This is a genomic window from Gimesia sp. (genome assembly GCF_040219335.1).
Classification (GTDB): domain Bacteria; phylum Planctomycetota; class Planctomycetia; order Planctomycetales; family Planctomycetaceae; genus Gimesia.
Genome location: NZ_JAVJSQ010000034.1, coordinates 74,658 through 95,332 on the forward strand (window position 1 = coordinate 74,658; position 20,675 = coordinate 95,332).

Here is a 20,675-nt window from a genome sequence, read left to right on the forward strand (position 1 = left end):
GTCGATTGTTGACTTTGGGCAACGTTTCCTGGAAACGTCTGTCGCTTTCAATCAACATCACAGGCCTCAAATGCCTGTTTTCAGCTGATTTAGGACACGAAGAAGAAGAAACGCGAATCGCATGCCAGCGGCGGGCAGGAGGGAGTGGAAAAGCAACACGGCTCAAACGCCGGTCCGCGGTGCGCGCAGGGGGAGCCGGAAGGGATCAATCAGAGAGCATCGCTCAGAGCAGTTTTTTCTGCCGGGGACTGGATTTGCCCTTCGCCTTGCTCCGCGGAGCAGGGGCGTCGGTCTCGCGCTCTGCGAGCCGTTTTCCATTCTTGGTGGAAGGCGCACTGGTCAACGGATTCTCCTGACCATCCAGGGGCTGACCGACTTCGATTTCCGTCAGTCGCTGCTGTGCGCGGGCACCGTATTCCGCAGAGAGTTCAAAGCCGAGATACTGGCGATTCAGTTTTTTGGCAACCGCCAGCGTGGTGCCGCTCCCCGTAAAGGGATCGAGGACAACCTCTTCCGGATTAGAACAGGCCCGGATAATTCGTCCCAACAGCTGTTCGGGCATCTGGCACCCGTGCCAGCCCTGGCGTTCTTTAAACGTACCGTTGATGCGGGGGAAGTACCATGTATCTTCATCCGCCTGAAAGCTCTCGGGAATGTCCTGGGGACGCAGGATCCAGGTATCGTCGGGGAGGCGTCCTTTGGGGTTTGCGCGTTTGTCGCCGTAGACCAGCTGTCGGGCAGAGGGAACGCGAATTGCCGGATCGTCGGCGTTGAACGTGAACTGTTTCGGATCTTTGACCATATGAAACAGGTGGGCGTGCGAGCGGCTGAACTTGTTCTTACAGTTCACGCCGAAGGTGTAATACCAGATGACCCAGCTGCGACAGGTCAGCCCCAGCGTCCGCTGCATCATGACTTTTAACTCTGCCGCATATTCATCGCCGATGGCCAGCCAGAAGGTTCCATCCGGCTTCAGCAGCCGCACCACTTCCTTGAGCCAGTTCTCACACCAGTCGAGATACTGTTCGCTCTCCAGGCGGTCTTCGTACTCATCGTATTCATAACCGATATTGAAAGGCGGATCGGCAAAGGCCAGGTCAACGCATGCGTCGGGCAGTGCCTGCATCCCGGTGATGCAATCCTGAATCTGTATCTGATTGAAACTGGTCATAAGCGTGGCTGTGTCGGCTGCGGGAAGAGTGTTATTTATTTCTGCGAATGCGTTTATAGCGCACATTACAGCCGATAGCAATCGTTTCGGTCGTTTCCGGCTGCTTTCCCTGCAAAGCCGCTTCGATTGCCTGTTGAACGTAATTCTGTTTGACCTTGCTGGCGTCGGTCGAATCATCCATGGCGCCCATGTAGACGACTTTGCGGTCTTTGTTGAGCACAAAAAACTCGGGGGTGCGCGTGGCGCCGAAAGCCTGACCAATCTGCTGTGACTTGTCGAACAGGTAAGGGAACATGAAGCCCTCCTTCTGAGCCCGTTCTTTCATCTTCTCCGGGCTGTCAGCGGGAATCAGATTGACGTTCACGGCGATGACGCCCACCCTGGAATCTTTCCCCTGATACTTCTCTGCCAGCTGATTGAGGCGCGTTTCATAATCGACGGCGTAAGGGCAGCTGTTACAGGTAAACGCGATGACGAGCACATCCTTATCCTTGAAGGAATCGCTGGCATACGATTTCCCATCAGTCGCCGGGAGCTTCTCCCAGGTCGGTGCCTGGTCGCCTACATCCAGAACCGGATTATACTTTCCCGCCTGAACGGGTACCGTCAGGCAGACCAGGCTGCAGACAGCCAGAGCGAGCAGTGTTCTGATTCGATATGAAGTCGGCATGATAATCAGACCTTCTTTTAAACTGATGATTCGAGACAGCGCGTTTACCAGGGAACGTCATACTTGACGCGCCGGGCGAGTTCTTTTAACTGCTCTGCATGATCTTTGTGAACCGAAATCCCTTCCTGCAATGAACGTTGTGTCTGCTCCCATTCCAGTTCACCCGGCAGACGCACCGGATCCTCTGCCCGTACGGGCGTCAGTTGATGCAGGGCCTCTGTCGCAGACGCCAGTTCGGCATGGAAGCGATCTTCCTCCACGAACTGTTTCAGATCGATCACATAGAAGAAATGTTCGGAACCCTCAATCTCCGGTGCTTTGGTCTTGTTGATCGGCATCTTGCCTCCCGTCAGCGCGCCGGTCAGGACTGAACTGATCAAAGCCAGTCCGTAACCGCGGGGCCCCGAGGCGGGAAGCAGTGTTTTCACAGCGGCAGCGTCAGTGGTTTCGTTCCCTTCATTGTCCAGACCGTAACCGGCGGGGACGGGTAGGCCGTACATGGCCTGCGTTTCCAGTTTGCCCCAGGAGGTCTTGGCACACGCCATATCCAGAACAAAGGGAGCGCCTTGCGGATTGGGAACACCCCAGGCGATTGCATTATTGGCTGTGCCTGCCTGCGTACTTCCATGAGCGGCGACAGTCGCCCGACCCGTGTTCGTCGTGCAGTACGCAATCATGCCGGCCTTCACCGCCATCATCACATAGACGGCGGCCGCTCCGAAGTGGTGGCTGTTATAGACCGTCACGGTTCCCGTGCCGACTTCACCCGCTTTTTTAATCGCCAGTTCCATGGCGCGAGTCGCAGCAACGTGTCCCATCGCTTTGCTGCCATCCATCACAGCAATCGCGGGGGTCTCTTTGACGGTCAGGATCTGTGCGCGGGGATCGATGTCGCCCATGTCCATCGCGTCCAGGTAACGTTCTGCAGTGCGGCTCCCATGCGAGTGGATGCCCCGCAGGTCCGCTTCGATCAGGCGGTCGGCGGCAATCTCCGCCTCCACCTGAAACATGCCCATCCGCACAAACAGCTTGACCAGTAATTCCTTAAGAGGTTCCAGCGGAAGCAGAACTTCCTGGGATCGATCCTGAGCCGGGGCAAAATGATCCGAAGGCATAATTGTGACTCTCAATTCGGGGCGTGGGTTGGCCACATCTGATCACTGTTCCGAGCAGTCATCAGATGAAACATCTACCAGATTAACGCCAAACCGGACCGGTTACGACTCTCTCAGGCCTTCCCGCGAAAATCTTTTCCCGATTCTAACCAAACGGGCAAGTCGTTCAGTCTGAACAGCTTAAACTATTCCCCTGCGGATGGAGCCGAAAGATCGACGCGGACAATTTCCTTATCATTCCGGGCAAACACGCTTTTCAGTGCGAAAGCCGGATGAGACCAGATTGTCATCCGCCGCTGGACGCGGCGGGTCGGCTCAATCAGCTTCGCCCGGCTCAACTCTTCGTACCCTTTCGGCGACAGATTCGCGATGATCAGATCGCCCTGTTCGTTGTGCAGAAAATAACGATCTTCGTGTGGAATGATGAAGGCATTCCACCAGCGCCCCTTACCGGTCGCAGCTAATGTTTCCCATAACCGCTGGCCGTTGCTCGCATCCAGACCGCGGAGCTGTCCGTAGCTGCCTACGCCGTAGATGTTCTTCCCGTCGAAGACCGGCGTCATCATGATCGGATGCAGACCGTCGGTGTTGATCTCGCTGTCGCTCTTCCCGGACCAGACGATTTTCGCTGAACTGCCATCGTCGGAAACTTCAATCATCCGCGGCCCGTTATAAAAACTGGCAACGAATAGCCGGTTCCCCACTTTGCGGGGTGTCGCGATCGTCAGTCCGTACTTCACACCGTAGGGAACCTGCCAGATCATCTTGCCGGTTTCCGGATCGAGGGCCGAGACCGCCGTCGGATGCCAGACGATCAATTCGCGCTTTCCTCCGAACTCAAAGATGACCGGCGGTGCATAGCCGACGGCCGGGTCATTCAGTGATCGCCAGAGTTCTTTACCTGTCTTTTTATCAAAGCTGACCACCAGCGCATTCTGTTGGCCGCCGACCAGCGTAATCAGCTGATCGCCGTCCACCAGAGGAGAGGCGACCATACCCCAGTTCGGGAGCTTCGTGCCGTAGTCTTCCACAAAGTTTTTGCTCCAGAGCACTTTCCCCGTTTTGGCATCGAAGCAGAAGAAGTGTCCCTGGGCACCCAGGGTATAAACGCGTCCGTCATTGATGACGGGAGTCGAGCGAGGACCGGCGGGATAGCTGACGGTATATTCGGCCGGGTATTCGTAGCCCCAGATCAGTTTTCCCGTCACTGCATCCAGGCAGTGCACGCGTTCGAAGCCGACCCGTTGTTTATAAATGCGATCGGTGACGAAGACACACCAGCGGGAATCGACTTCCGCGACCGCGGGGCCAGAGTAGCCTTCACCGATGGGAGTCGACCAGACCCGGGGCAGTTGGCCTTTGGTTGGCAGTTCTTTGACAATGCCTTTTTCGCGCCAGACCAGGTCGTGCTGTGGTCCTCCCCATTGAGGCCAGTCATCACTGAAACCGGTTTGAGGCAGCAGAATCGTCCAGAGTAACATCAGCGCGAGCGACAGTTTCGGATACATCAGAGCCTCACAGGTTTCGGGGTTCAACGTTATTTCACTTCGTGAACGAGCAGCATATCATGCCCCAGCGAACTCCAGTCGGTGCCGGAGATCAGGACGATTTGACTGCCTGAAGACAGAAAGCCTTGCTTCTTTCCATAGTTCACGATGTACTTCAGAATTTTCTGTGGCGACTTGTCGACCACGTCGGTCAGGAGTGATGTCACTCCCCAGTAGAGTGTCATCCGGCGCGCCGTTGCCGGGCGATCGGTGAGCGCCACGGTAGGCACCGTCCGCCGCTGTTTGGACAGGGCCATCGCGGTTTTGCCTTCGTGGGTACAGGTTACCATCAGGTCTGCATCCAGCTTTTCTGCCGTCATCCCGGCTCCGAGGGTAACCGCTTCGGTCACTTCGCGGGCATACAGGCGACGATTACTGGTGGTCTCTTCCGAATGCAGATTGGATGAGAGGATCCGCGCTGCTTCGCGGACAATACGGCTCATCATCTCGACGGCCGCCAGCGGACTGACGCCGACCGCCGTCTCACCGGACAGCATGACCGCGTCGCTGCCGTCCAGCACTGCATTCGCGACATCGCTGGCCTCAGCGCGAGTCGGAAATGTGTTGAACTGCATGCTGTCCAGCATCTGCGTCGCGGTGATTACCGGGACACGATACTGGTTGCAGAGATGGATGATCCGCTTCTGAATGATGGGCACCCGTTCGATGTCGACTTCGACGCCGAGATCACCGCGGGCCACCATGACTGCATCGGTCAGCTTGAGGATCTGTTCGATATCACTGACCGCTTCGATTTTTTCAATCTTGGCGACAACGTGCGGCGACTCGATGGGATTCAGTTTTTCGATCTCATCGTAGAGCTGTTTGATGTCATCCGCGGAACGCACGAAGCTGAGCCCGATATAATCGAGTCCATGCTGCACAGCCCAAGCGAGGTCTTCCAGATCTTTCTCCGTGAGACAGGGGGTGCTGAGCTGGACGCCGGGCAGGTTGACCCCCTGCTTACTGCGAATCACACCTTCCCGCTCGACCACGCACTCGACGTATTCATTGTCTTCCGATTTCTCGGTGACCCGCATAGCGACCATTCCGTCTGCCAGCAGTACCGGATCGCCGACCCGCAGATCGCTGATCAGCGATTCGTAGGTGCAGGTCAGTTCCTGGGGATTGTCGGTCTCTATTCCTTGAATGAACCGAAACTTCATGTCCTGCCGACAGTTGATTTCGTCACCGGGTAAGACTCCCAGCCGAATTTTGGGGCCGGACAGATCGCCCAGGATTCCGATGGGGCGGGCCATCTCTTCGGACAGTTCGTGGATATTCGTAACGATTTCGGCCAGCCATTCATGCTTGCCGTGCGCGAAGTTCAACCGAAACAGATCCACGCCCGCGATGATCAGCTTCTGCAGCATTTCGCGCGAACAGGAAGCGGGACCAACGGTGGCGATAATCTTGGTTTTTACGAGTGGATGTTCCTGGTATTGGGTCGCGTTCATCATGAACCTTTAGCGTGAATCTATTTAAAGCAAACCATTCCCTGCGCTTTGATTTGCTGGAGCAGAAGTTCTTCAGTTGCCGGATTCGGTCTTGAACCATTTCTGATTCACCTGCCGGACAGCTTCTCCGGGAGCTGCAACCTTGAACTTGCCTTTGAGGCTGACCGTCGTCGGCCGAATACAGGTCTGATCGTTACAGGCCTGGTATTTGATATTCAGTTCAAGTGCTTCCTCTTTCCCGGCAGCAGAGGCAGGAATTTCCAGCGTTCCCCGAATGATGGCCTGTTTTTCGTAGACCAGCAGCGGTTCGTCGAAACCTGCCACTTCGAATTTATGACCAGCCGGATATTTGATGTCGGTCAGTTTGATATTCTGGGCCGACTTAATGCTGAAGGTGGTCGGCACCAGGAAATCGGGGCTGGATGGATTCTGATTGATGTGCCAGCCATCCTCGATGGTCAGCACAATCGCCACCTTGCACTTCTTGCCAGCGGGCAGTTTATCGACCGAGAGATAGGCATTGGCTTTCACCAGTTTTTTCTGCTGCCCGGTCTGTCCCAGTCCGGCTGCAGCCAGCAGTTCGAGACCTGGATTGACTGAGACCAGTTGATCCGGTGCTTCCACCAGCACAACAAATTCACCTGACGAAAGGGAGACTGCAGACTGCTGCTGATCAGCGGGTGTCTGCAGATATTCGCCCACGGCCTGGACGAGCTGGGCACAGCGATTCGGGTAGCGTTTAATCACTCGACCAAACAGCTGCAGTGTTTCATCGGCGTGCTGGCGATAGCGGGCTTCCCCTGTCAGCTCGGAAAGCTGAATCAGGTTACGGGCACTGATGCTGTTGCCGGAAGGGATCGCAGCATCGTATGCGTTTTTCGTGCGGGCAATTAACTGTTCGTGATCGTGGGTGGTGAAGAAGAAGCCGTGCGCTTTCTGATCCCAGAAGAGGGTAATCTGCAGATCGGTCAACTTGCGGGCTTCGTCCAGCCACTGCTGTTTGCCGGTTGCCTGATGCAGTGCCAGCAGTCCCTGTGTGAAAAATGCATAATCATCCAGGTAAGCGTTGAGACGGGCCTCACCACCACGGTAGCTGCGGTAGAGGTGTCCCTCTTTGTCACGCATCTGATCGAGAATGAACTGCGCTGCTTTTTCTGCAGCGGCGGTGTAATCTGGTCGTTTCAACACACGACCTGCAGTCGCCATACCTTCAATCATCAGACCATTCCAGCTGGTCAGGATTTTATCATCCTTGAGCAACGGCTTGCGCTGATTACGAACGGCGTGCAGTTTCTGACGCGACGCGGCCAACTGAGAAGCCAGCTCGTCGACACCGGTATTGTGTTTTTCGGCGAGCTTCTCCAGCGTGGTAACGCGGTGCAGCACGTACCCATGATCGAAGCGGACGGGCTCATTCAATCCGTAAAATTCGGCAAAGAGCGGGTAGTCTTCTCCCAGAATGGTTTTCAGTTCTTCCTGCGACCAGGCATAGTGTTCGCCTTCGACGCCATCCGTCTCAGCATCCAGCGCGGAATAAAAACCGCCCTGCGGATCGGTCAGCTCACGCAGTACGAAATCGACGATCCCTTCAGAGACCTGTTTGTACTGCGGCTTACCCGTCTGTTCGAAAGCGCGGGCATAGAGACCGGCCAGCTGACCGTTATCGTAGAGCATTTTTTCGAAGTGGGGCACGTGCCAGTAGCGATCCGTACTGTAGCGATGAAATCCACCGCCGAGGTGATCGTAAATCCCGCCGTTGGCCATCGCGTCCAGTGTGTGATACAGCACCTTCGCTGATTCCGCTGCGGTCGGGTTCTGCTCAGCGGCCTGAATGTCATACTGCAGCAGAACCAGTTTCGAGGACGTGGGAAACTTGGGTGCGTTGGGAGTCACTTCCGAAAAATCGATCCCGCCGTACTCGGCATCATAACTGGCATTGATGGAACGAACCCCCGCGATGACCAGCCGGTTTTCCAGGGGAATCGCTTCCTTAGCTCCTTCTTCCTGCTGCAGGCGGGCGACTTCTTTAGCGATGATTGTCGCGCTCTGCTGGACCTGTTCTTTGTTATCTCCCCAGAGCTGATTCACTTTCTGCAGCACGCGGGGGAAACTCATCTGGCCTCCCTGATCGGTGGGTGGAAAATAAGTGCCACCGGCAAAAGGTTCACGATCGGGGGTGAGGAACATCGACAGCGGCCAGCCTCCGCCGGAAGGGGCACCGATGAGATGAAAATAGACAGAGAGTGATGTCATGTAGATATCATCGATGTCGGGGCGTTCTTCCCGATCGACTTTGATATTCACAAAGTTCTCGTTCATGTATTTCGCGATTTTGGGATCTTCAAAAACGAGCCGCTCCATCACGTGGCACCAGTAACAGCTACTGTAGCCGACCGAGAGGAAGATCACCTTGTTTTCCCGCTTCGCCTTCTCGAAGGCTTCGGGCCCCCAGGGATACCAGTCCACCGGGTTGTGCTGATGCAGTAACAGGTAAGGGCTGGTCTCTTTGGCCAGCCGGTTCGTAAACTGCTTTTCCCGGGGTGCAGACTTCGCTTCCTGTTTTGGTTCCTGCGGGTTCTCTTCGCTGGCAGATAACATGCGAGGGCTCCCGGATGAGCTGATGACGAGCAGACAGAGAATCAGGGCGTACCGCCTCAGTAATGTCGGGTTCCAATCCATTTTTATTCCTCCAGGGGCAGGCAGATGATTCAGTGCCCTGTTGTAATAAGGGGGCTGCAATCGTTTCTTCGAAAGTCGGTTGTTCGGATGGTGGGGTACACGTATCTTATCCAATCCGATGGCAGACGACTATTTAATAATAGCAGAACGGCCAAAAATCGATACGTTCAGGCGGTTCATCAGGATAACGGGATCACCTATTTTAACTTTTAATTGGGAACCGACACCTTCTGCAGAATCTGACGGATGATTTCCGTGGCACGTGTCCGCTGACTTTCACGGACCAGCGAGCGGGTGATCACACGATGCGCTAAAACGGGAACTGCTAACTTCTTAATGTCATCCGGAATGACATAGTCCCGTCCTTCCGTAAAGGCAAGACTCTGGGTCGCCTGGGAAAATGTGATCGCGCCACGGGTACTGACTCCCAGCGTCAGTTCCGGATGATTCCGTGTGACTTCAACAATTTCCAGTATGTAGTCCGTCAGCGAATCATCGACGCGGACATTCCGTACGGCTTCCTGCATCTCGCGTAACTGCTTCAGCGAGACAACGGAATTCAGCGTGTTGACTGGTTCGCCGTTCCGGTGCTGGATCAGTACTTCCCGCTCAATGGCGCGTTCGGGATATCCGATCTCGATACACATCATGAATCGGTCGAGCTGGTTTTCGGGCAGGGGATAGGTGCCTTCAAATTCAAATGGGTTCTGTGTGGCCAGTACAAAAAACGGGGGATCCAGCGTAATTGTCTGCCCTTCCACACTGACCTGCCCCTCGTTCATCGCTTCGAGCAACGCACTTTGTGTACGGGGAGGCGTGCGATTGATTTCATCGGCCAGCAGCACATTGGTAAAGATGGGACCTTTGCGAAATTCGAATTCTCCCAGGCTGGGGAGGAAGACATTTGAACCCAGAATGTCCGAAGGCAGCATGTCCGGCGTGAATTGCACGCGTTTGTAGTCGCAGTCGAGACTTTTGGCAATTGCCTTGGCCAGCGAGGTTTTTCCCACACCGGGAGCATCTTCGATTAAAACATGGCCCTCCGCGAGCAGGGTGACGATTGCCAGTTGAACCACTTCTGGTTTTCCAATGAGCACACTCGAGATGTTATCGTGAAGCGTCTTAACCAGACTGGCAGTTTCCTGCTGGGAGCGAACTTCCATTAAAGATCCATTTCTGATAGGCAAAGCTGCAGTAGCAACGGAGAGCACATACGTTTTTATATGTTCAGCTTTACTGAATTCCGGAGCGGTTTTCAACCGATAGTCAAACCGGTTCCCGCAGGGAGGGGAATTCTTAAAAACCATAAAAATATTTCTGTACAACTCCCGGTGTCAGATTCATTATAGAGAAGCCGATTGTAAAGAAAAACAAATTTTGTTAACAAACAGCAATGAACGGAGCAGCTGTTCAACTTTGTTCAGCTCGATCACCAGATATATCAAATCATCGTATCTGCATTCATTGTTTTAAAGGATTAATAGATTATGCCGGCCTCAAAACCGTCGACGGACGACACGTTCTCTCTCTCACGACGAAATTTTCTGCAATCAGGATGTGTCACAGTCACCGGCTTAAGCCTGCTCGAAAATCTGGTCATCCAGGAACTGGCAGCAGCCCCCGCCTCAGCAGATCAGAGCTCCCCGGCCCTGAATCGCTTTCCCCGCATGGTCCAGGAGTACTTTGTGGACCGCGTCCGGGAACAGGAAGCCAAAACCATCGCACGGCTGGACGCTTTGAAAACCAAAGCCGACGCAGAAGTCTATGTGGAATCGGTCCAGAAACGGATCCGCGAAGCATTCGGCCCCGAACCGAAGCGAACTCCACTGAATGCGAAGGTCACGAAAACCACCGATCGCGATACTTACACGATTGAAAACATCATATTCGAAAGTCGCCCCGGATTTCTGGTGACGGCGAATCTTTACATCCCCAAGGGAATCACCCAACCGGTGCCCGGCGTGGTCGGGACCTGTGGACACTCGCATAATGGCAAAGCGGAAACCGCCTACCAGTCCTTCTCTCAGGGGCTGGCCCGCAAAGGATATGTCGTCCTGATCTACGATCCCATCGGACAAGGCGAACGCGTGCAGTACAGTGGTGACGATCTGAAATCCACAATCGGCGTCGGCGTCCGCGAGCATTTACATGGAGGTAATCAGCAGTTTCTCGTCGGTGAAAATCTTTCGATGTGGCGTGCCTGGGATGGCGTGCGTGCCCTGGATTATCTGCTGACACGCAAAGAAGTCGATCCCAAACAGGTCGGTGTGACCGGAAACTCAGGTGGCGGAACGATGACCACCTGGTTGTGTGGCGTTGAACCACGGTGGACGATGGCGGCTCCCAGCTGCTTCGTGACCACCTTCCGCCGCAACATGGAGAATGAACTTCCTGCAGATACCGAACAGTGTCCGCCGAAAGTGCTGGCGCTGGAACTGGATCATGCGGACTTCCTCGCAGCCCAGGCACCCAACCCGGTACGGATCCTCAGTAAAGAGCGGGATTATTTCGATGTCCGCGGGGCACGGGAAGCCTACCTGCGACTCAAACGGCTCTACAAACTGCTGGGCCATGAAGACAATGTCTCGCATTTCGTCGGTCCAACATATCACGGCTACTCTCAGGAAAACCGGGAAGCCATGTATGAATGGTTCAACAAAGCCACCGGCATTTCGGATGAAGACAAAGAGCCCAAGCTGACCATCGAAAAAGACGAGACGCTCTGGTGCACCCCCAAAGGTTCCGTCGCCGATCTCGGCTCGAAACCCATTCATGAATTCACCGCCGAGCGCTCGCGGGAACTGGCGCAGCAGAGAAAAACCAAATCGGGTGCCGCCCTGCAGTCCGCTGTCGCGGAGACACTCAGGCTGAAGCATGTCGAGGGTACTCCCGATTACCGCATTCTGCGCAATCGCGGCGGTAAAGGTTATCCCGCGAAGTATGCGATCACTTACGCGGTCGAAACCGAACCGGGAATCCAGGCCGTCGTGTACCGTGTCTCCGACGAGCGCCTTTATTCGCGTCCACCGCAGAATGCCGGCAAAAAAGCGACGCTCTACCTCTCACACGTCTCGGCCGATGCTGAACTCAAGGAAGAACCGCTGCTGAAAACCGCCAGCCAGGATAAAGAACGCGTGCTCTACACCTGCGATGTGCGGGGGATCGGGGAATCGCTGCCCGATACCACCAACCCGAATTCCTTCTTCACGCCTTACGGTAGCGACTACTTCTACGCGGCTCACTCTGTGATGCTGGACGATCCCTATCTCGGCCAGAAAACGTTTGACGCCCTGCGTGTCCTCGACTGGCTCGCCGCCAATGGGCATACCGACGTACATCTGATTGGTCGGGGCTGGGGCGCTCTGCCAGCGACATTCGCTGCCCTGTTCTCACCTCACGTCAAGCAGGTCACACTGAAAAACGCCCTGACATCCTTCAGTGATGTCGCCGAAACGGAACATTATCACTGGCCCTTATCGACTCTGGTGCCGAATGTATTGACGAGCTTCGATCTGCCCGAATGCTATGCTGACCTCAAGCGCAGTAAAGGTTTGACGCAGATCGCTCCCTGGGGAGCAAAAGGTGCTGACAGCTGAGAAGACGGCTAAACAGCCTTGCATCTTCACCTGAGTGCCCGCCACAATAGAGGTACGTATTCAGGCGGGCGTCATTTCTTTCTCCGATACAGGAAACTGACAACACTGTGAGCAGCGATCCTCCGATGGAAGCTTCCGATCTGGAAGCCGTCGAAAATTTACACCAGGCCTACGAACGACTTCTAAAGGAAGTGAACCACGTCGTGATTGGCCAGCACAAGGTCGTCGAGGAGTTGATGATCTCGCTGCTGGCAGGCGGACATTGTCTGCTGGTAGGAGTTCCGGGGCTGGCTAAGACACTCATCGTCCACACCCTGGCTGACACACTGAACCTCTCGTTCAACCGAGTGCAGTTCACGCCCGACCTGATGCCCGCCGACATCACCGGGACCGACGTGATTCAGGAAGATAAAATCACCGGCAACCGCGATTTCAAATTCCTGGCAGGCCCCGTGTTTGCCAACGTGGTTCTCGCGGACGAGATTAACCGTACGCCTCCCAAAACACAGGCAGCCCTGCTGGAAGCAATGCAGGAGCACCAGGTCACCGCGGGGGGACGTAAACACAAACTGCCGGTTCCGTTTTTTGTGCTCGCGACACAAAACCCGATCGAACAGGAAGGCACCTATCCGTTGCCTGAAGCACAGCTCGACCGGTTCATGTTTGAAATCAAGGTCGAGTATCCCACCGAGGAAGAAGAGTTTGCCATCGTCAGGCAGACGACCTCGGATGAATCTTACGCGATCAAAAAAATTCTCGAACTGGATGAGCTGCTTTCTTTTCAGTCGCTGGTCCGTCGTGTTCCCGTGGCCGATCATGTGATCCGGTATGCGATGCAGTTCGCCCGCATGACGCGCATCATTGCCACCGACGATGCCCAGGCGGCAGACATTCCCGATTTCATTCGCGAATATGTCAGCTGGGGTGCCGGCCCCCGCGCCAGCCAGAACCTGGTCCTGGGTGCTAAAGCCCGGGCGATTCTGCATGGCAGGCTGTATGTGAGCACCGACGATGTGCGTGCGGTTGCACATCCGGTACTCCGGCATCGCATCATCACCAATTTCAATGCGGAAGCCGACGGGATGTCTCCCGATAAAATCGTCGATCGCCTGATTGAACTCATCCCCGTCGATTCCTCGCAGGAAAAACTGGATGGACGATTACCACAAGTATTTAGATCCGCAGACGCTCGCTAAAGTTCAGAATCTGGACCTGGCGGCACGTCAGATTGTGGAAGGCTATGTTTCAGGGTCCCACAAGAGCCCCTTTCACGGCTTCTCCGCCGAGTTTGCACAGCACCGGGAATACGCGGTGGGGGATGACCTGCGTTATGTCGACTGGAAGGTCTATGCCAAGTCGGACCGCTACTATCTGAAACAGTTTGAAGCCGAGACCAACTTCACCTGTTACCTGCTGCTCGACTGCAGCGAATCGATGCGCTACAAGTCCGCGGATGCGGCTCTGTCCAAGTGGGAGTATGGTCGGCTGGTCGCCGCTGCCCTGGCATACGTCGTGATCAAGCAACAGGACGCCGCGGGATTGTGTACCGTCAGCGACAAGGTAAATGATTTTCTCCGCCCCGCCAGCCAGCCGACTCATCTGAAACAGATTTATTACACGCTCGAAAACACACCTGTCGCCGGAGAATCCGGCTTGGGCAAGGTCTTCCACGAACTGGCCGAACGCATCAACCGCCGCAGCCTGATTATCATCATCAGCGATCTGTTCGATGACATTGAATCGGTGCTGCTGGGCCTGAAGCATTTCCGGCATCGCAAACACGATGTCAGTCTGCTGCAGGTGATCGATCCCGCGGAGCAGGACTTCCCCTTCCAGGAACCGGTACTGTTTCATGGCCTGGAAAATCTGCCCGAACAGATGGTTGAACCCCGGGCTCTGAAGAAAGCTTATCAGGATGAGTTCGAAAAGTTTCTCAAAACCGTTCAGCGTGGCTGTCGCGATCTGAAACTCGATTACAGCCTGATCCGCACCGATCAGTCGCTGGATGTCGCCCTGTCCGCATTCCTGTCGCATCGTCAGTCCCGCGTCGGTTCTTAAGGATTCAGCAAGATTCATTTCATGTCCCAGATTTTGTCGCAGCCCCTGTTGGCATTCGGATTCGCCAGTCCCTGGCTGCTGATGGGATTACTGGCAGCAGGGGTCCCGGTGCTGATCCATCTGCTGCACAAGCGGAAGTTCATCGAAACCGAATGGGCGGCGATGAAATTTCTGCTGGCGGCGACGAAAAAATACTCGCGGCGCGTCCGATTCGAACAGCTGCTGATTCTGCTGGTTCGCTGCCTGATTCTGCTGCTGCTCGCGGTCGCTTTTTCGCGGCCTTACTGGTCGGTCAAAGGCGCGTTCTTCGAAACCGCGGCTCCCGTACATCGAATCCTGGTGATCGACACCTCTTTCAGCATGCGCTGGCAGAACGACGGCCGGGAAAAATTCGCCTCTGCCAAAGAGCTGGCTGAAACGCTGGTCTCCGATTCGAATACCGGCGATGCGTTTCAGTTGATTCAGATCTCCAGCGTTTCCCCCCAGACCCTCATTTCTCGCCCCTCCCGGCAGCAGGCTTACGTTCTCGATGAAATCAGTCGACTGCAGCCCACCGAAGAATACGGCGATGTCACCCAGGCACTGCAAAGTGCGCTGGAGTTTCTGAAACAGGCACAGGAACTCGCTCAGAAAGAGGTAATTGTAATCAGCGATTTCCAGGCGAAAAGCTGGGCTCCTCTCGAAGGGGAAGCCGGTGATGCGCGGGTGCTCTCGCTGCTGGAAGCGATCTCGAAAAAAGCGACCCTGGTCCTCAAAGATGTAGGACAGGCGGATGAACCCAACCTGGCAATCGTCGATTTCAGCAGCCCGTCCGTCTTTGCCACCTTGAATCAGCCGGTCCGCCTGGGCGTGACACTGCACAATTTCAGCCCCCTGAATCGAGAGGGAGTGAATCTGCAATTGTATGTCGACGATCAGCTGGTGAACCAGAAGCAGGTTTCGCTCCCCGCAAATACCGACACGCAGGCCGAATTTACTCACCAGTTTACCCGGGTCGGCGACCATCGACTGGAAGTCCGCATCGGCGACGATCAACTTCCCCTGGATAACCGTCGCTGGAAAGTCATGCCGGTCAAGAAAGAGATCAACGTCCTGCTCGTCAATGGCAGACAGTCGGGCGAAGCCATGGAACGGGCGACCGATTTCCTCGAACTGGCACTGTCCCCCTCGTTGCGGGAACAACCCTGGCAGGGAGTCATCAAGCCCCAGGTGATCAGTGAAGGAGAGTTGGCCAACACCGAACTCGAACTCTACGACGCAGTCGTGATCAGCGATGTCGCGTTGTTTACCGACCATGAGCGCGACCTGCTCAAAGGGTATGTCAAACGCGGGGGTGGTCTGATCGTCAGTCTGGGCGCGCAAGTCGATGCGAACAATTACAACCAGACTCTGTTTCAACCCGGCTCCGGCCTGATGAACGTCAAGCTGCTGGATCGCCAGGGCGATGCGAAACAGAAATCGAAGATTTTTGAATTCGACCCGCTGCAGTACCAGCATCCCGTGATTGAGATCTTCAAAGGAAATCCGGATGCCGGCCTGGAAACAACTCAGATTTATGAATACGTACAGACCGAAGTACCGGCGAATTCGAATACACGACTCGTGCTGAACTATGACACAGGCGACCCCGCCGTGATTGAGAGCACGCTCGGTCGGGGCAAGATCCTGCTGATCACCACATCCCTCGACCGTCGCTGGGGCAGTTGGGCAGTCTGGCCCAGCTTCCCGCCGATGATGAATGAATTTGTTCTGGATGTCGCGACGGGGAAATGGAGTCGCCGAGAATCGCTGGTCGGTCAGCCGCTGGAAATTCTGGCACGGGAAGATCAGCTCGCTTTAACGCCCCGCATGCAGGCTCCTGACCAGGCAGAGTATCCGTTGCGAAGCATCCTTGATCGGAATGCGGAATCCCGCATGATCACCTTCGATCAGACGCAGCTCTCCGGGATTTACGAGCTGGACTGGGGAGTGACCTCGGCTGAAAAAATGCTGTTCGCTGTGAATGTCTCCCCACTGGAAAGCGACCTGGCCCACATCGGTCCCCAGGTAATCCCCCCGCATTATTTCCGCCGACCAGACAGCTTCGCCCCCCTGGCCACGGAGCTGCCCGCGGAACGGACTACACAGACAGGCCTCGCCGAAAACCTGTTGCTGACCGTGCTGGCCCTGATCGTTGTCGAACAGCTGCTCCTCTGGCGCTTCTCCGTGGGAGCGCTGACTTTTCTGGCAGTCATGTGCCTGGCCTGTCTGAGCCTGTTTTTTCAGAGTTGAGACGTTAGGGGGCTATGTTCTCCCGGTCAGGTTTGTGATATACTCGCTGGTCCGGTTTCCATTTGTCACCTGCAACAAGAGAAAGCGTTTACAGCATGGGCTTGAATAAAAAACAGAAGAAACAGATCGACGTCGCTCGTCAGAAAATCCAGAAACTGCGTCAGCGGTTGACCGGTGCCAAGGCGCAGATGGACGATCCCCAGGAAGTCGCCTCGCTGGAAAAAGAAATCGCCGACCAGGAAGAAATCATCAAAAAAGTTCAGGAAGGCAACTGAACCGCTGACTGAATCGAATCTCCCGTCAAGTGAAATCTGAAAACGTGTCCGCCGCCCATCCCCCTACGATCATTGTTGTCCATCCCAAAGAGCGCAAAAGTAAATGCTCGGTACAGCCGCTGCGCAAACGTGACGATTTCATTTTCTGGAAATTTCCCCGCAAGGAACCGGAAAAACTGACGACCTACGTCCGCCTCGGCATGGAAGGACCGGAGATCAGCAGAGACGATGCCGAGCGAGGGCTACTGGTACTGGATGGTACCTGGCGGCTGGCGGAAAAAATGGAAGGCGATTATGAGGAACTACCCGTTCGCAGTCTGCCTGTCTGGGAGACCGCGTATCCACGGGTTTCGAAGCAGTTTGATGACCCGGGCGCAGGCCTTGCCACCATTGAAGCGATTTTTATCGCCTACCATCTGATGGGCTACGACACGACCGGTCTGCTTGAGGAGTATTACTGGGCCGATGATTTTCTGAAACTCAATCACGATCGACTGGTTCAGAACGAACGCACCTGATCAGCAGGGGAGCTCTATAGGCTCCGAAAAGTCCGTCAGTGACTGATAGGTTTCGATGATCTCGCGAAGCTTCTCCCGATTGACGGGTTTGGTGGCATAATCGGTACAGCCTGCTGCGATACATTTTTCACGGTCCCCATTCATGGCGTGAGCCGTTAATGCAATAATGGGCAGCTTGTAGCCTTGCTCGCGCAGTTTTTGGGTCGCGCCGTATCCGTCCAGCACCGGCATCGACATGTCCATCAGAATCACATCGAAGGGCTGTCCCTGTTCGAGGGCATGCATCGCATAGCGAACCGCAATTTCACCGTTCTCAGCCAGTTTGACTTCAGCGCCCTCTTTTCTGAGCAGCATGGAAATCAGCCGCTGATTGTCTTCGCCATCTTCAGCCAGCAGCACAGAACAGGTGCGGGCCGCTGCCTGAACCGGTTTTGGCATCACGGGAGTAGGTTTGTGTGCAGCGGCTGCGAGCGCGTCCTGTGGCTCATTGTAAAATTCCAGAGACTCTGATTCGCCAATCTGAATCTGTAACGTGAAAGTCGTGCCGACATCAGGAGTGCTTTGGCAGGTCAGATCACCGCCCAGCATTTTTGCCAGTCGCTTACTGATGGCCAGCCCCAGTCCGGTTCCTCCGAATTTCCGAGTCGTGGAAGAATCGGCCTGGACGAAAGGCTGGTACAATCCTGCAACCTGTTCCGCGTTCATTCCGATACCCGTATCGATAATTTTGAACTGCAGCAGAGGTTCAGGCGAGTCAGGATTCAGGCACGATGTTTCCACCGAGACCTGACCCCCATCGGGAGTAAACTTGATCGCATTTCCGATGAGGTTGATCAGAATCTGTTTCAGTCGGGTGGGATCACTCTGGATCTGTTTAGGAATCTTGCCTGCAAATGTCAGTTTAAAGCTGATTTCCTGTAGTTCGGCACGCACCTGCATCAACGACTCTACTTCCTGCAGTTTTTCGATCAGCGAGAAGGGAATCTTTTCGATATTCAGATTTCCCGATTCGATTTTCGAGAGATCCAGAATATCATTGATCAGATCCAGCAGATAATTTCCGTTGCGTTTGATGACTTCAATTAACTTGATGCTGCCCGGACGCCCCCAGCTCTCTTCCATCAAAACATCGGTGTAACCCAGCACCGCCGTCATCGGCGTACGGATTTCGTGACTCATATTCGCCAGGAATTCACTCTTCGCACGGGAAGCCGCTTCCGCATCCAGCGAAGCCTGACGCAGACTTGCTGCCTGCACCTCCAGCTCACTGCGGGTCTGCTCCAGCTTGTCCGTGCGGACCTCCAGTTCTTTCAACGCCTGGTCCCGAACCTGGGTCACCCGGTTATATTGACGGGCAATTAAACCGACGTCGCTGTGTTCGTCCAGATCTTCAATCGGTGCCAAATCTCCCTGGATATGCTGTTCCATGGAATTGAGCAGATCGTACATCTCGGTGGTCGCTCCATGCTCTGCCATATTCAGACCGATCTCTTCCTCTTCAGCAGTCACACGCAGTCGCATGAACTTACTGACAACACGCAGGGTCACCCAGCAGAAAGAGAAGCACCAGATAAAGCAGATCGTACAGCCCAGCAGCTGCACGCAGAACAGCTCCAGCCGCGAACGACTCAAGAGTTCCGCAGGTATAAACAGCGCCACCGCCAGTGTTCCCCAGACGCCGGCAAAGCCATGTACGGGAATCACGCCAATCGTATCATCCAGGCGACGCCATTCCAGAAACCAGCTGCCAGCTTCCATGACGATCGCCGCGACAATCCCAATGATCGCAGCCGCAATGGGAGACACAACATCGCAGCTGGCACTACTGGCAACCAGGGCCGCCAGCAGGCCGTTCAGAATGTTTTCAATTTCAATCTGTTTCCGCTGATAAAACTGCCAGACGAGCAGGGTGATCGCCCCGCAGGCCGATGCCAGGAATGTGTTGATCAGAATCTGGGGGACATGCGCCGTGAATCCGAATTCACTACCGCCGTTGAATCCAAACCAGCCGATCCAGAGGATAAACACCCCGGTCGTCGCCAGCGTCAGATTATGACCTTTGAATTTGCGTGTTGTCTTTTCCTGGTCCTGGTCAAAGCGACCGGTCCGCGGTCCGATAATCATGATCGAAGCCAGTGCCGCCCAGGCACCAATTGAATGCACGACCGTCGATCCACTGAAATCCCGAAAGCCCAGAGACTCCAGCCAGCCGGGTGCTTTCCCGGCAAAGTGACTCGTCCAGGCCCAGTGACCGAATACGGGATAAATAACGCCCCCCAGGACCACTGCCAGAATCAGGTAGGCGGTAAACCGCATTCGTTCCGCGGAGGCTCCGGAAGCAATCGTGGCTGCAGTCGCACAGAGCATCAACTGAAACAGAAAGAACGCTGACAGGAAGATATTCGTTCCCGGATTGATAAACGGGAAGTGAGAAGTTCCAATCAGACCGCCTGTCGTGGTACCGAACATCAGACCAAAACCGAAGATCCAGTACAGCACCCCCACCAGACTTACGTCGACGATATTCTTAATCGCCACGTGAATGCTGTTTTTCGAGCGGGAGAGACCCGATTCCAGACAACAGAATCCCGCCTGCATAAACAGGACAAAGATACTGCAGAGCAGAACCCAGATAATGTCAATTTGCTGATGGAGATCCATAGTCGTTCATTCTCAAGTCAGTACGTATTCGATGGGAGTTTCTATCACCTTTCCACAGGCCGTCATCAGATTGATCAGAGAGCAGAGGCGAGAGAACTCAACCGAATTGATCTGCTTTCATATCAAGTTTATGTCCCGTTCAGTCAACATGTGGCGTAAAAGCAACACATTCTGAGAAGCTGCACATTATGAAAACTTATGTGCGGTAATTCCCTGTAACTGAATGGAGGTGAAGGAATCAATTTGTCTATCTGGACGAAAATCGAGCGGTAATCGGAGTTACAAATCCAAAATGTTCTCTTTTATAGACTTACGCACATCGAGCCTGCCACAACACAATCGGTACACCCACTACAACAATCCAGACCCAAAGATACACTTTATCCGTCACTCAATCCGAAAATTCTTCGTCTGATACCACTTACCCCAATCAACGCCGCTGAAAATTCGAGTCACACCACTGTTGCAGGCTGCTTTTCGTTGAGTCTGTCTCTAGATGTGACCATCAAATCCAGCTCGACAAAAATAGAGTTCGTTGACCGTCTCCCCTCACCAAACGAAACAACTACTGATTCAAGTCGCCTGCTCTCCTCGCCACTACGGAACCACGTTTCAAAGCGCGTTCTGTCACTTTCTGGTCTGCCTTGCTTGATTATT

14 protein-coding genes are annotated in these 20,675 nt (G+C 54.7%); 6 read left to right on the forward strand and 8 right to left on the reverse strand.

The features are described 5' to 3' along the window. Positions 1-223: 223 nt before the first annotated feature. The 7 genes from RID21_RS27650 to RID21_RS27680 form a co-directional block, all read right to left on the reverse strand. On the reverse strand, positions 224-1,171 hold the full coding sequence (locus RID21_RS27650; protein ID WP_350194609.1) for a DNA-methyltransferase: 948 nt from the start codon (positions 1,169-1,171) through the stop codon (positions 224-226). Positions 1,172-1,202: 31 nt separating this feature from the next. Next, complete coding sequence (locus RID21_RS27655; protein ID WP_350194611.1) at positions 1,203-1,841, reverse strand: thioredoxin family protein; 639 nt, start codon at positions 1,839-1,841, stop codon at positions 1,203-1,205. 44 nt (positions 1,842-1,885) lie between these two features. Next, positions 1,886-2,956 carry an Ldh family oxidoreductase gene (locus tag RID21_RS27660; RefSeq protein WP_350194613.1) on the reverse strand — a complete coding sequence of 357 codons (1,071 nt, stop codon included), beginning with the start codon at positions 2,954-2,956 and terminating at the stop codon, positions 1,886-1,888. 185 nt (positions 2,957-3,141) lie between these two features. Next, positions 3,142-4,464 carry a PQQ-binding-like beta-propeller repeat protein gene (locus RID21_RS27665; RefSeq protein ID WP_350194615.1) on the reverse strand — a complete coding sequence of 441 codons (1,323 nt, stop codon included), beginning with the start codon at positions 4,462-4,464 and terminating at the stop codon, positions 3,142-3,144. A 29-nt stretch (positions 4,465-4,493) separates the two neighbouring features. Next, the gene (pyk, locus tag RID21_RS27670) at positions 4,494-5,960 is read right to left on the reverse strand and encodes a pyruvate kinase (RefSeq protein ID WP_350194617.1); all 1,467 of its coding nucleotides are present in this window, start codon (positions 5,958-5,960) and stop codon (positions 4,494-4,496) included. 72 nt (positions 5,961-6,032) lie between these two features. Further along, complete coding sequence (locus RID21_RS27675) at positions 6,033-8,558, reverse strand: DUF255 domain-containing protein (protein ID WP_350194619.1); 2,526 nt, start codon at positions 8,556-8,558, stop codon at positions 6,033-6,035. A gap of 290 nt (positions 8,559-8,848) precedes the next feature. Beyond that, positions 8,849-9,802: an AAA family ATPase gene (locus RID21_RS27680; protein WP_350194621.1), complete on the reverse strand. Its 954-nt coding sequence runs from the start codon at positions 9,800-9,802 to the stop codon at positions 8,849-8,851. Between the two features lie 324 nt (positions 9,803-10,126). Here RID21_RS27680 and RID21_RS27685 point away from each other — a divergent pair, with 324 nt between their 5' ends. The 6 genes from RID21_RS27685 (at position 10,127) to RID21_RS27710 (ending at position 17,357) form a co-directional block, all read left to right on the forward strand. Continuing rightward, positions 10,127-12,235: an alpha/beta hydrolase family protein gene (locus tag RID21_RS27685; protein ID WP_350194623.1), complete on the forward strand. Its 2,109-nt coding sequence runs from the start codon at positions 10,127-10,129 to the stop codon at positions 12,233-12,235. Between the two features lie 125 nt (positions 12,236-12,360). Beyond that, positions 12,361-13,431 (forward strand): AAA family ATPase, encoded by a 1,071-nt coding sequence (locus tag RID21_RS27690; RefSeq protein ID WP_350194636.1) that lies wholly within the window; start codon positions 12,361-12,363, stop codon positions 13,429-13,431. Beyond that, positions 13,388-14,293, forward strand: coding sequence for a DUF58 domain-containing protein (locus tag RID21_RS27695; protein ID WP_350194625.1), 906 nt, complete (start codon positions 13,388-13,390; stop codon positions 14,291-14,293). Before RID21_RS27690 ends, RID21_RS27695 begins: the two co-directional genes overlap by 44 nt. Before the next feature lie 21 nt (positions 14,294-14,314). Continuing rightward, positions 14,315-16,564 carry a VWA domain-containing protein gene (locus tag RID21_RS27700; protein ID WP_350194627.1) on the forward strand — a complete coding sequence of 750 codons (2,250 nt, stop codon included), beginning with the start codon at positions 14,315-14,317 and terminating at the stop codon, positions 16,562-16,564. A gap of 95 nt (positions 16,565-16,659) precedes the next feature. After that, the gene (locus tag RID21_RS27705) at positions 16,660-16,839 is read left to right on the forward strand and encodes a hypothetical protein (protein ID WP_145045622.1); all 180 of its coding nucleotides are present in this window, start codon (positions 16,660-16,662) and stop codon (positions 16,837-16,839) included. Between the two features lie 44 nt (positions 16,840-16,883). Further along, positions 16,884-17,357, forward strand: a complete 474-nt coding sequence (locus RID21_RS27710; RefSeq protein ID WP_350194629.1) for a hypothetical protein — start codon at positions 16,884-16,886, stop codon at positions 17,355-17,357. Here RID21_RS27710 and amt read toward each other — a convergent pair whose 3' ends face one another. Next, positions 17,358-20,018 (reverse strand): ammonium transporter, encoded by a 2,661-nt coding sequence (amt, locus tag RID21_RS27715; RefSeq protein ID WP_350194630.1) that lies wholly within the window; start codon positions 20,016-20,018, stop codon positions 17,358-17,360. Positions 20,019-20,675: the final 657 nt, after the last annotated feature.